We start from the raw sequence: 12,375 nt of genomic DNA, 5'->3' as shown, positions 1-12,375 counted from the left end.
GAGACGGCACATGTCGCAGAACACGGAGCGGGTCGCCCTGGTGACGGGCGCGACCAGCGGTATCGGCCTGGCGGTCGCCCGCCTGCTGGCCGGCCAGCGGCACCGGGTCTTCATCGGCGCCCGCAACGCCGACAACGTCGCGGCCACCGTCAAGGAACTGCGCGCCGAGGGGCTGGAGGTCGACGGCGCGGTCGTCGACATCCGCAGCGACGAGGAGGTCAGGTCGTTCGTCCAGGCGGCCGTCGACCGCTTCGGCACCATCGACGTGCTCGTCAACAACGCGGGCCGCAGCGGCGGCGGAGTGACCGCCGACATCACCGACGAGCTGTGGTACGACGTGATCGAGACCAACCTGAACAGCGTCTTCCGGGTCACCCGTGAGGTGCTGAACACGGGCGGTCTGCGCGACAAGAGCCGCGGCCGGATCATCAACATCGCCTCCACCGCCGGGAAGCAGGGCGTGGTGCTCGGCGCCCCGTACTCCGCCTCCAAGCACGGCGTCGTCGGCTTCACCAAGGCCCTGGGCAACGAGCTGGCGCCGACCGGGATCACGGTCAACGCGGTCTGCCCCGGCTACGTCGAGACGCCGATGGCCGCGCGGGTCCGGCAGGGCTACGCGGCGGCCTACGACACGAGCGAGGACGCGATCCTCCAGAAGTTCCAGTCCAAGATCCCGCTCGGCCGCTACTCCTCGCCCGAGGAAGTGGCGGGCCTGGTCGGCTATCTCGCCTCCGACACCGCCGCCTCCATCACCTCGCAGGCGCTCAACGTGTGCGGCGGCCTCGGCAACTTCTGAGCCCTCGCCGATCTCCGGCCGATCTCCGGCCGATCTCCGGCCGATCCCGTTTGCCCTTTGCCCGACCGCTGCCCGACCCCTGACCGGCCCCTGACCGACCGCGGACGACCGCCCGGTCCCGCGGTCCTTTCCACCACCGATCGGAGCTGTGACATGACGACCCGTGAGGTCGAACACGAGATCACCGTGCGGGCCCCCGCCGCCGACGTCTACCGGCTGCTCGCCGAGGTCGAGAACTGGCCCCGGCTGTTCCCGCCGTCCGTCTACGTCGACTACCTCGAACGCGACGGGAACGAGGAGCGCATCCGGATCTGGGCCACCGCCAACGGCGAGGCCAAGAACTGGAGTTCGCGGCGCACGCTGGACCCTGAGGCCCTGCGTATCCGTTTCTGGCAGGAGGTCTCGGCGCCCCCGGTGGCCGAGATGACCGGCACCTGGATCATCGAGCGGCTGGGAGAGCGGGAGTCGCGGGTACGGCTGCTGCACAGCTACCGCGCGATCGACGACGACCCCGAGGGTCTGCGATGGATCGACGAGGCGGTTGACCGCAACAGCCGGGCCGAACTGCCGGGCCTGAAGACCAACTTGGAGCTGTCGGCGCAGGACGCCGGGCTGAGCCTGTCTTTCGAGGACAGCGTGCGGGTCGAGGGCGCGGCCAAGGACGTCTTCGACTTCGTCAACGAGGCCCACCTGTGGACCGAGCGGCTGCCGCACGTCGCCAAGGTCGAACTCACCGAGGACACCCCGGGCCTCCAGACCCTGCGGATGGACACGCTCACCAAGGACGGCTCGACCCACACCACCGAGTCGGTCCGGGTCTGCTTCCCGCACCACAAGATCGCCTACAAGCAGACCACGCTGCCCGCGCTGCTCGACCTGCACACCGGCTACTGGACCTTCGAGGAGGGCGAGGACGGGGTCACCACGGCCACCTCACAGCACACCGTCGTGCTCAACGCCGAGAACATCGGCAAGGTGCTCGGCCCCGAGGCGGGGGTGGAGGAGGCGCGCCGGTTCATCCGTGAGGCGCTCGGCAACAACAGCCGGGCCACGCTGAACCACGCCAAGGAGCACGCGGAAGCGCGGCGCTGAGCATGGCGGGCCCACTGGACACCGACGTCGTCGTGGTCGGGGCAGGACCCGTCGGGCTGCTGCTCGCCGGTGAACTGCGCCTCGGCGGAGCGCGGGTGACCGTGCTGGAGCAGCTCACCGAACCGACCACCGAGTCCCGGGCGTCCACGCTGCACACCCGCACGATGGAGATCCTGGACGAACGCGGGCTGCTGACACGGCTGGGCACGCTGCCCAGCGGCGGCCCCGGGCACTTCGGCGGCCTGCGCCTCGACCTGACCGCGGCGGCTCCCGGCCACCGCTGGGCCGGGCAGTGGAAGTGCGCCCAGGCGCGTCTGGAGGCCGTGCTGTACGCCTGGGCCACGGAGTTGGGCGCGCGGGTGCTGCGCGGGCACGCGGTGACGGGCCTGCGTTCGCGGACCGACCGGGTGGAGGCCGGGTTCATCCAACTGGGCTCCCAACCGGGCGTCCTGACCGCCTCCTACGTGGTCGGCTGCGACGGCGAGCGCAGCACCGTACGGCAGTTGGCCGGATTCGAGGTGGACGGCGGGGACGGCACGCTGGAGATGCTCCGGGCCGACCTCGCGGGCATCGACATCCCCAACCGGCGCTTCGAGCGGCATCCGAACGGGCTCGCCACCGCCTTCCGCTGGCCCGACGGCAGCACGCGGGTGATGGTCCATGTGCACGACGAAGGCAGCGGTCCGTCCGCCGAAGCCGAAGCCGAAGCCGAAGCCGAAGCCGAAGCCGGCACCGGCACCGGCACCGGCACCGGAACTGGCACCGGCCCCGGACGGCGGACCGGCGCCCCGAGCCTGGACGAGGTCGTCCGGGCCTGGTCCCTGGTGACCGGCGAGGACATCGGCGCCGGCACCCCGGTCTGGCTCAACGCCTTCGACAACACCACGATCCAGGCCACCCGCTATGTGAAGGGCCGGGTGCTCCTCGCGGGCGACGCGGCCCATGTGCAGATGCCCGTCGGGGGCCAGGCGCTCAACCTCGGCCTCCAGGACGCCGCCGACCTCGGCCGCAAGCTCGCGGAACAGATCGCCAAGGGCGACGGGGGCAGCGAGGACAGCGGCTCGGCCCTGCTGGAGAGCTACCACGACACCCGGCACCGGATCGGCGCCGCGACGCTCACCAACATCCAGGCCCAGGCCCGGCTGCTGCTCGGCGGTCCCGAAGTGGACGGCCTGCGGTCGGTCTTCGGCCAACTGCTGGAGATCGACTCGGCCCGGCGCCATCTGGCCCGCGCGATCAGCGGCCTCGGCGCCGCCGCCCCCGACCCCGCCGAACCCGGTCCGGCCGACCCCGACCCCGACCCCGTCGACCCCGACCCGTCCGGCCCCGCGGCACCACACCAGACCACCACAGATGACGTCACCCCAGGAGAGGCATCATGAGCAGGCTCATCGGCAAGACGGCGCTCGTCACCGGCTCCAGCCGCGGCATCGGCCGCGCCATCGCCGTACGGCTGGCCAGGGAGGGCGCGCTGGTCGCCGTGCACTACGCCGCCAACGAGGCGGCGGCCCAGGAGACCGTCGAACTCATCGAGAAGGACGGCGGCCAGGCGTTCACCGTCCGCGCGGAGTTGGGCGCGCCCGGCGATGTGCACGAACTCTTCCTCGGCCTGGAGAAGGGCCTCAAGGAGCGGTCCGGCGGCACCACCCTCGACATCCTGGTGAACAACGCCGGTGCGACCAGCGCGAGCGGCATCGCCCCCGAGGACGTGACCCCGGAGCAACTCGACCTGTTCTTCGCGGTGAACGCCAAGGCCCCGTACCTCATCGTGCAGCGCGCCCTGGCGCAGATCCCCGAGGGCGGTCGCATCATCAACATCTCGTCCGGCCTGACCCGGGTCGCCAACCCCGACCAGGTCGCGTACGCGATGACCAAGGGCGCGATCGAGCAGCTCACCCTGCACCTCGCCCGCCACCTGGCGCCGCGCGGCATCACCATCAACAGCGTCGCGCCCGGGATCACCGACAACGGCAGCGCCGTCTTCGACATCCCCGAGGCGGTCGAGCAGATGGCTCAGCTCTCGGCCTTCAAGCGGGTCGGCAAGGCCGGTGACGTCGCGGACGTGGTCACCTTCCTCGCCACCGACGAGGCCCGGTGGATCACCGGCGCCTTCATCGACGCCACCGGCGGCACGCTGCTGGGCTGACCGCCCAAGGGGAGCAGGAACCGACCGAATCGAACGGGAGAGGAGGTGGCCCGGCATGCCGACAGACGTCCCGGGAAGCATCGCGGACCGCACGTCCGAACTCGGCGCCCTGAAGGAACGGGTCCGGCAGGGACCCGATCCGCGGGCGACCGAACGACAGCACGCACGCGGCAAGCTCACCGCGCGGGAGCGGATCGAACTGCTCCTGGACAAGGGCAGTTTCACCGAGGTCGAAGGGCTGCGGCGGCACCGCGCCAGCGGCTTCGGCCTGGAGGCGAAGAAGCCGCACACCGACGGTGTGGTCACCGGCTGGGGCACGGTCGAGGGCCGGACGGTCTTCGTGTACGCCCATGACTTCCGGATCTTCGGCGGCGCGCTGGGAGAGGCGCACGCCGAGAAGATCCACAAGATCATGGACCTGGCCATCGCGGCCGGCGCCCCGCTGGTCTCGCTCAACGACGGGGCGGGCGCCCGTATCCAGGAGGGCGTCTCGGCGCTCGCCGGTTACGGCGGGATCTTCCGGCGCAACACCAGCGCCTCCGGGGTGATCCCGCAGATCAGCGTGATGCTCGGCCCGTGCGCGGGCGGAGCCGCCTACAGCCCGGCCCTCACCGACCTGGTGTTCATGGTCCGGGAGACCTCGCAGATGTTCATCACCGGCCCGGACGTGGTCCAGGCGGTGACCGGCGAGGAGATCACCCAGAACGGCCTCGGCGGCGCGGACGTGCACGCCGCGACCTCGGGGGTCGCCCACTTCGTCTACGACGACGAGGAGACCTGCCTGGCCGAAGTCCGCTATCTGCTCTCGCTGTTGCCCGCCAACAACCGCGAACTGCCGCCGCGCGCCATCACCGCGGATCCGCCCGACCGCGAGTCCGAGGCACTGCTCGACCTGGTGCCCGCCGACGGCAACCGGTCCTACGACGTCCGGCGGGTGATCGAGGAGATCGTCGACGACGGCGAATTCCTCGAAGTGCACGCCGCGTTCGCGCCCAACCTGGTCTGCGCGCTCGCCCGGCTGGAGGGCCGGGTGGTGGGCCTGGTCGCCAACCAGCCCGCGGCGATGGCGGGCGTACTGGACATCGACTCCAGTGAGAAGGGCGCCCGGTTCGTCCAGTTCTGCGACTCGTTCAACATCCCGCTGGTCACCCTCGTCGATGTCCCCGGCTTCCTGCCCGGCGTCGACCAGGAGCACAACGGCATCATCCGGCGCGGCGCCAAACTGCTCTACGCGTACTGCAACGCCACCGTGCCGCGGGTCTCACTGATCCTGCGCAAGGCGTACGGCGGCGCGTACATCGTCATGGACTCCCGCTCCATCGGCGCCGACCTGGCCTTCGCCTGGCCCACCAACGAGATCGCGGTCATGGGCGCCGAGGGCGCCGCCAACGTGGTCTTCCGGCGCGAGATCGCCGCCGCCGAGGACCCGGCCGCCATGCGCGCCCAGAAGATCGCCGAGTACCGCGACGAGCTGGTCCATCCGTACTACGCGGCCGAACGCGGCCTCGTCGACGACGTGATCGACCCGCGCCTGACCCGGCCGGTGCTCTGCCGCGCCCTGAACATGCTCAGCGCCAAGGGCGCCGACCTGCCGCACCGCAAGCACGGCAACCCACCCCAGTGAAAAGGATCGTGGCATGGACGTCGGACTCCTCTTCGACCTGCGCAACCCCGAGCAGTGGCACCGGCCGTGGGCCGACCACTACGCGCATACTCTGGAACTCTGCGAAGAGGCCGACCAACGCGGTGTCGGCGGCCTGTGGTTCACCGAGCACCACCGCTTCGAGGACGGCTATCTGCCGCAGCCGCTGACCGTCGCGGCGGCCGTCGCCGCGCGCACCCGGCGGGCCCGGATCGGCACCTCGGTGGTGCTGCCCGCGCTGCACCACCCCGTCGACCTCGCCGAACAGGCCGCGCTCGTCGACCTGATCAGCGGCGGCCGGCTCGAACTCGGCCTGGGCGCCGGGTACCGGGTGCCCGAATACGAGCTGTTCGGCGCGGACTTCGGCCGCCGGTTCGCGGGCACCGGCCGCAACATCCGCGAGATCCTGCGCCTGTGGCAGGAGCGGGTGATCTCGCCGCTGCCGATCCAGGACCCGCCGCCGCTGTGGGGCGGTTTCTACGGTCCGCGCGGCGCGAAGCTCGCGGGCGAGCTGGGCATCGGGCTGCTGCACATCTCGCGCCCCATGTTCAAGCACTACCGCAAGGGCCTGGTCGAGGCGGGCCACGACCCGCAGGCGGCCCGGGTCAGCGACCTGATGCCCATCATCCTCGCCGAGGACCCGGAGAAGGCGTGGCACCAGGTCGCGCCGCACCTGGCCCACCAGGTCAACTCCTACCGGCAGTTGTCGGTGGAGGGCCGGGAGAAGTCCGAACCGCTGCTCACCGCCGAGGATCTCCGCGACCCGAACGCCGAGGACACCCGCGGCCTGCTCGACATCCTCACCCCCGAGGACGCGGCCGTCCGGATCAAGGAACTGACCGGTGACCTGCCGGTCAAGCACCTCATCTTCTGGGCGAGCATCGCCGGGATGCCGGACGAGCTGGTCGCCGAGAACATCCGGCTCGTCACCGAGAAGCTGCCCGCGCTGCTGCCGTGAGCCGGACCCGACGCCGAAGCCGACACCGCGACCCCATCCGACACAGACACGGCGGCCCCTCATGACAGCTCCCTCGTGGACCGACTCTTCCGATGCCGATGCCGATGCCGATGCCGATGCCGATGCCGATGCCGACCCCGAGGCCACGGGAACGGCCACGGGAGCGGGCACGGGCACGGGAACAGGACCGGCGGCGGAATCGACGCGCTGGGACGCCCGGCTCTGGACCGTCCTCCTGATCCTGTCGGCCAACATGATCCTCGACGCGATCGAGGTCTCCCTGGTGCTCGTCGCGCTGCCCTCCATCGGCGCCGCGCTCGGCCTTGACCTGTGGACGGCGCAGTGGCTGATGAGCGGCTTCGCCGTCGGATTTGCCACGCTGCTCGTCCTGGGCCCCCGGCTCAACGCCCGACTGGGCCGCAGGCGGGTCTACCTCGCCGCGATGCTGCTCTTCGCCGCCGCCTCGGTGGTCGGCGGACTCACCGACAGCGCGGCCCTGCTGATCGCCACCCGGGTGGTCAAGGGGCTCAGCGCGGCGCTCACCGCACCGACCGGTCTCGCCATCATCGGCACCACCTTCCCCAGCGGACCGCAGCAGCGGCGGGCGGTGTCCGTCTACGCCCTGTTCGGCGCGGCCGGATTCACGGTCGGACTGCTGCTGTCGGGCGCGCTGCTGACCGAGAGCTGGCGCTGGACCCTTCTCTTCCCGGCGCCCGTGGCCCTGATCCTGCTGGTCTTCGCCCTGCGGATCATCCCGCGCGACCGGGGCGCCGTCCCGGCCCCGCGCGTCACCCCCGCGCTGCTGCGCAACCGCCAACTGCTGCGCTCCGCCGTCGGCGCGGCCTGTCTCAACGGCACGTACCAGAGCCTGTTGCTGCTGCTCGTCTTCCAGACCCAGCGCCAACTGGGCTGGTCTCCCTGGCAGTCGGCGGTCGCCCTGCTGCCCGCGTGCGTGCCGCTGGCCGTGACCGTGCCCTTCGCCGGAGCCATGACGGCGCGGTGGGGCACGGGGCGGCTGATCGCCCTCGGCGCGACCGCGCCGCTGCTGGGCTACGCCCTCTACCTGTGGCGGCCCGACAGCGGTTCCTACCTCACGGGAATGCTGCCGACGCTCCTTCTGGTCGGCGCCGGGTTCGTGCTCTCCTTCGCCGCCCTCAATCTCCAGGCGACCGGGGCCCTGCCGCCCGCCGAACGGGCCGCGGCCGTCCCGCTGTTCCAGACCGCCGTGCAGGTCGGCGCCGTCGTGATGCTCCCGGCCACCGCGGCGCTGCTCGGCTCCCACCACGGTCACCGCCCGGCGCTGACCCTGATCACCGCCGTCTCCGGGATCGGCCTGCTGGCCGCACTGACCGGACTCCGTACCCCTCACAGACAGGTCGCACCATGACGGATGACCAGCTCTCCCTCGCCATCATCACCGCCAGCGTCCGTGACGGGCGGCTCGGTCCCGCCGTGGCCGACTGGTTCCTGTCCCAGGTCAAGGAACGCCCCGAATTCACCGTGCAGAGCGTCGATCTGATCGACCATCCGCTGCCGCTGGTCCTGCCGGGGCCCGGCAAGGACGTGTCGCTGGAGACGGCCAGGACGCGCGAAGCGCTGCGTTCCGTGCTCGTGGCGGCCGACGCCTTCGTCGTGGTCACGCCCGAGTACAACCACAGCTTCCCGGCCGCGCTGAAGAACACCGTCGACTGGTTCTACGAGGAGTGGACCGCCAAGCCGGTCGGCTTCGTCTCGTACGGCGGCCTCAGCGGCGGCATCCGCGCCGTCGAGCAGCTCCGGCAGGTCTTCGCCGAGGTGCACACCCTGACCGTACGGGAGAACGTCGCCTTTCCCCTGGCGGGAAACCGCTTCGACGAGGCGGGCCGGCTGATCGACCCGGAGCCGAGCGTCCTGTCGGCCGGACTGCTCCTGGACCAACTGCACTGGTGGGGCAACGCGTTGCGGGCGGCCCGCGCCGAGCGCGCGTACCCGCGCTGAACCGGTGCCCAATTCGTACCCGCGCTGAGCCCGCGCCCAATTCGTACCCGCGCTGAGCCCGCGCCCGATCCGTACCCGCGCTGAGCCCGCACCCGGCCGGTGACTCCCCACGCACCGTCCGCTTCCCGCCCCGAACCCCCGGACCCCGGTCCTCTGGAAGGACGACGGCAATGACCCAGCAGATCTCCTCCGCACCGCCGGACATCCGGCGCGCCGACAGCACGGCCGCGCACGTCGCGCAGTGGCACGTCCCCGACCGCGAGTCCGGGGTCGAGGCCGTGGCCGAGACCGTCGAGCAGTGGCGCGCCGCCGACTGGCCGACCGGGCTCCTGTCGGCCTCCGCGTATCTCAGCACCGAGGACGACACGGTGCTGACCTACCTCCAGACCTCGCGAGCCTCGGCCCACCGCGACTTCACCTCGGGGCTGACGGGACTGGCGGGTGCCGCGACGGTCGCGTACACGCTGCGCCGCGCGATCGTGCTGCACAAGGGGCCGCTGGTGCCGTCCAGCTTCGTGGTCGCGACCTTCGACGTGGACGGGCCCGCCCCGCAGGAGCACATCGTCGAGTCGATCGTGGGCGCCCTCGAAAGCGCCCCCGGCGCGCAGCACCCCGGCCTGCTCTCGGCCAACTTCCACCTCAGCACCGACGGCACCCGCGTCCTGAACTACGCCGAGTGGACCAGCGACGAGGCGCACATCTCGTTCCTTGAGGGCGCCACGCGGGCGGCCACCCTGCGCGCCACCCACGACACTCCCGGCGTCCGGCCGATCGGCTTCAAGCGCTACCACCTCCTGCACAGCCTCACAGCCTGACACCACGTCAGATCCGCGCGCCCACCGGCCCACCGGCCCACCGACCTACCGAACGGAGTCCACCGTGCAGGGCGGAAGGAATGAATCCGCGCCGCTGCGTCTCGCCGAGGCACCCTCGGCGGTCGCACGGTGGCGTCACGAGGAATACGCGGCGGCGCACCCGCCCGCACCGGGCATCCGCCGCGCCGACGACGGCGAGCGCGCGCGTCCCGACGAGACCGAGGTGTCCGCGGCCCCCCGCGTCCTCGAACTGGCCCACCGCGGGGTGAACCGCTCCACGGCGATGCGCCAGGCCGAGCGCCTGCTCGCCGCGGACGAGCGGCGAGCCGACGCCGACAGCGTGTGGCAGGCCGTACTGACCCTGCTGTACGCGGGGGACACCTCGTCCGCGAGCGCGCACTGCGCCCGGCTGGCCCGCGAACCGCTCTGGTCGGGTTCGGTCCGCCACCGCCAGACGCTGGCCCTGCTGCGCGCACGGATCAAGCTGCTCGGAGGGGATACGAGCGGGGCCGTACGCATTCTGCGCGCGGTCCTCGCCCGTGGCCGGTCCGGTACCCGCGTCCCCCTCGCCGCGGTCTGGCTGACCGAGGCGCTGGTCGGGACCGGCGACCTCGACGGCGCGTGGACGGTGCTCCAGGAGAACGGCATGGTCGGCGCGCTCGACCTCGAAGGCCACGACCGGGCCCACGTCCTGGCGGCCCGCGGCGCGCTGCACCTGGCCGCGGGCCAGTTCCGGCAGGGGATCGACGACTGCCTGAGCAGCGGCCGGCTGCTGGCCTCGCACGGCATCGACAATCCCGCGGTGGTCGCCTGGCGTTCGGCGGGCGCGCTCGGGGCCGCGGTCGCGGGTCGCCGTGACCTCGCCGTCGCCCTGGCCGAGGACGAACTCGTCGCCGCGCGGAAGTGGGGGTCGGCGCGCGTCCTGGGGACGGCCCTGCGCGCCGTCGCCGTGGCGCGCCGCGACAAGACCTCCCTCGTACTGCTGGAGGAGGCCGTCGATCTGCTCCGCCTGGCCGACGCCCAGGGCGAGGTGGCTCAGGCCCTCTACGACCTCGGCGCGCTGCGGGCCGAACGCAAGGACGCGGCCGGGGCGCGGAGCCGGTTCACGGCCGCCGCCGCGGTCGCGCGCACCTGCGGCAACACCTTCTGGGCGCACCGCGCCGAGTCCGCGCTGCGGCGGCTGGGCGGACCGGGCGCCCCGCGCGGACTCACCCCGCAGGAGGCCAGAATCGCGCAGCTGGCCCGCGCCGGATACAGCAACCGGCGCATTGCGGAAGCCCTTTTCCTCAACGTCAGAACCGTCGAATTCCATCTGTCGGGCGTCTACCGCAAACTCGCCATCTCCGGCAGAGGCGAACTCGTCATGGTACTGAGCGCGGTCGGGGAATCCCCGGCAGTGCGACACAAACCTGCGGGCGAACCGTAGGTTTCCCCGGCTCCTTCGCCGCCGCTTCGCCGAGGGTGCGAGGATCGGGAAAACGGTCGGTCGGTGATCAGAGCACCGACCGCATTCCGTTCTCAACTCCCCTTTCCCGCCGGCGATGTCAGCGCGCGGACCGTCCGGAATACCGGTGCCCGGCAGCGGGCGCGTCAAGTGCTACCCACATCGGGAGGAACCCATCATGACCACCACCGCGCCGTCCCGGGACGATCTCGTCGAGGCCGCGGGGAAACTCGTGCCCCTGCTGCGCTCCCGGGCGCTGTGGATCGACGAGAACCGCAGGCTCCCGCAGGACGTCATCGAGGCGATCGAGGCGTCGGGTCTGCTCAAGATGCAGGTGCCCACGCAGTACGGCGGATACGAGTCGGACGCGCGCGCCTTCGTCGACGTGCTGGCCGAGGTCGCGAAGGGCAACAGCTCGGCCGCCTTCGTCCTGTCCATCTACGCCTCGCTGACCTGGATGGTCGGCCTGTGGCCCGACGAGGCGCTGGACGAGGTGTTCGCCGAGCCCCATGTCCGCGTGACGGGCACGACGGCCGCGTCCGGCAAGGCGACCCGGGTCGACGGCGGCTATCTGTTCAACGGTAGCTGGGGCTACAACAGCGGCGTGCTGCACGCCCACTGGAAGATCACCGCGGCGATGCCCGAGGGGCCAGCGGGGGAGACCCTGCCGGTCTTCGCCCTCATCCCGATCTCCGAACTGGAGATCGTCGACGACTGGAACACCATCGGCCTGGCGGGCTCCGGCAGTGTGACCACCGTGGCGAAGGACGTCTTCGTCCCCGACCACCGGGTGATCTCCGGCGCCGACTTCTACCAGAACGTCTCGAAGTCGCAGGCCAACGCGGCCAAGGGCGCCTACCGGGTGCCGATGCTGGTCAGCGCCACGGTGATACAGACGGGCCAGCTCGTCGGCGCCGCCAAGTACGCCCTGTCCAGCTTCCTGGAGCGGCTCCCCGGCCGGCCGCTGACGTACACCAGCTACCCCAGCCAGTTGGAGGCGCCGATCACGCATCTCCAGGTCGGCGAGGCGGCCCTGCTGATCGAGGACGCCGAGGCCCGCGCCCACCGGTTCGCCGATCTGCTGGCCGACAAGATCCGGCGGGACGAGCCGTGGTCCCAGGACGACCGGGTCTTCTCCCGGGTGCAGATCGGCTGGATCGCCAAGCAGACCAAGCAGGCCGTGGAGATCCTCGCCGCCGCCAGCGGCGGCTCCTCGATCTTCCGGGACGTGCCGATCACCCGCATCCAGCGGGACGTGCACGCGACGTCCCTGCACGCCCTGATCACGCCGAGCACCAACATCGAGCTGTACGGCAGGTCCCTGACCGGCCTTGAGCCCAACTCGCTGTACCTGTGAGCGACATGCCGCGCTGAGCGGAGCGTGACGCGGGCGCGGGGGGGGGGGGGGGCCCCCCCCCCCCCCCGGCGGGCGGGGGGGGCCCCGGGGGGGGGGGGGGGGCCCGGGGGGGGGGGCCCCCCGGCGGCCCCCCCCCCCCCCCCCCCCC

9 protein-coding genes and 1 pseudogene are annotated in these 12,375 nt (G+C 71.9%); all 10 read left to right on the top strand.

Going from position 1 to position 12,375, the window contains the following annotated elements; translation table 11 throughout:
* Positions 1-10: 10 nt before the first annotated feature.
* The 10 genes and pseudogenes from fabG (at position 11) to ACIOC1_RS15920 (ending at position 12,227) form a co-directional block, all read left to right on the top strand.
* Positions 11-796, top strand: a complete 786-nt coding sequence (gene fabG, locus ACIOC1_RS15965) for a 3-oxoacyl-ACP reductase FabG (RefSeq protein ID WP_355335464.1) — start codon at positions 11-13, stop codon at positions 794-796.
* 153 nt (positions 797-949) lie between these two features.
* Positions 950-1,888 carry an aromatase/cyclase gene (locus tag ACIOC1_RS15960; RefSeq protein ID WP_355335462.1) on the top strand — a complete coding sequence of 313 codons (939 nt, stop codon included), beginning with the start codon at positions 950-952 and terminating at the stop codon, positions 1,886-1,888.
* Between the two features lie 2 nt (positions 1,889-1,890).
* Positions 1,891-4,034: pseudogene (locus ACIOC1_RS15955) on the top strand (SDR family oxidoreductase).
* A gap of 55 nt (positions 4,035-4,089) precedes the next feature.
* Positions 4,090-5,658 (top strand): carboxyl transferase domain-containing protein, encoded by a 1,569-nt coding sequence (locus ACIOC1_RS15950; protein WP_391051274.1) that lies wholly within the window; start codon positions 4,090-4,092, stop codon positions 5,656-5,658.
* Between the two features lie 13 nt (positions 5,659-5,671).
* Positions 5,672-6,634 (top strand): LLM class flavin-dependent oxidoreductase, encoded by a 963-nt coding sequence (locus ACIOC1_RS15945; protein ID WP_391051276.1) that lies wholly within the window; start codon positions 5,672-5,674, stop codon positions 6,632-6,634.
* A 61-nt stretch (positions 6,635-6,695) separates the two neighbouring features.
* The gene (locus ACIOC1_RS15940; protein ID WP_401854726.1) at positions 6,696-8,021 is read left to right on the top strand and encodes an MFS transporter; all 1,326 of its coding nucleotides are present in this window, start codon (positions 6,696-6,698) and stop codon (positions 8,019-8,021) included.
* A complete protein-coding gene (locus ACIOC1_RS15935) occupies positions 8,018-8,611 on the top strand; it encodes an NAD(P)H-dependent oxidoreductase (protein ID WP_355335452.1) in 594 nt (197 codons plus the stop codon). The genes ACIOC1_RS15940 and ACIOC1_RS15935 overlap by 4 nt, the downstream gene beginning before the upstream one ends.
* Before the next feature lie 170 nt (positions 8,612-8,781).
* Positions 8,782-9,426 (top strand): hypothetical protein, encoded by a 645-nt coding sequence (locus tag ACIOC1_RS15930; protein WP_401854723.1) that lies wholly within the window; start codon positions 8,782-8,784, stop codon positions 9,424-9,426.
* 64 nt (positions 9,427-9,490) lie between these two features.
* Positions 9,491-10,852, top strand: a complete 1,362-nt coding sequence (locus ACIOC1_RS15925; RefSeq protein ID WP_401854720.1) for a LuxR C-terminal-related transcriptional regulator — start codon at positions 9,491-9,493, stop codon at positions 10,850-10,852.
* A gap of 196 nt (positions 10,853-11,048) precedes the next feature.
* Positions 11,049-12,227 carry an acyl-CoA dehydrogenase family protein gene (locus ACIOC1_RS15920; protein WP_355335444.1) on the top strand — a complete coding sequence of 393 codons (1,179 nt, stop codon included), beginning with the start codon at positions 11,049-11,051 and terminating at the stop codon, positions 12,225-12,227.
* The last annotated feature ends 148 nt before the right edge of the window (positions 12,228-12,375 follow it).

The organism is Streptomyces sp. NPDC088197, from assembly GCF_044741185.1.
In the GTDB taxonomy this organism is placed as follows: Bacteria; Actinomycetota; Actinomycetes; order Streptomycetales; family Streptomycetaceae; genus Actinacidiphila.
The sequence above is the reverse complement of the archived record's forward strand: the minus strand, read 5'-3'. Positions and strand labels throughout refer to the sequence as shown.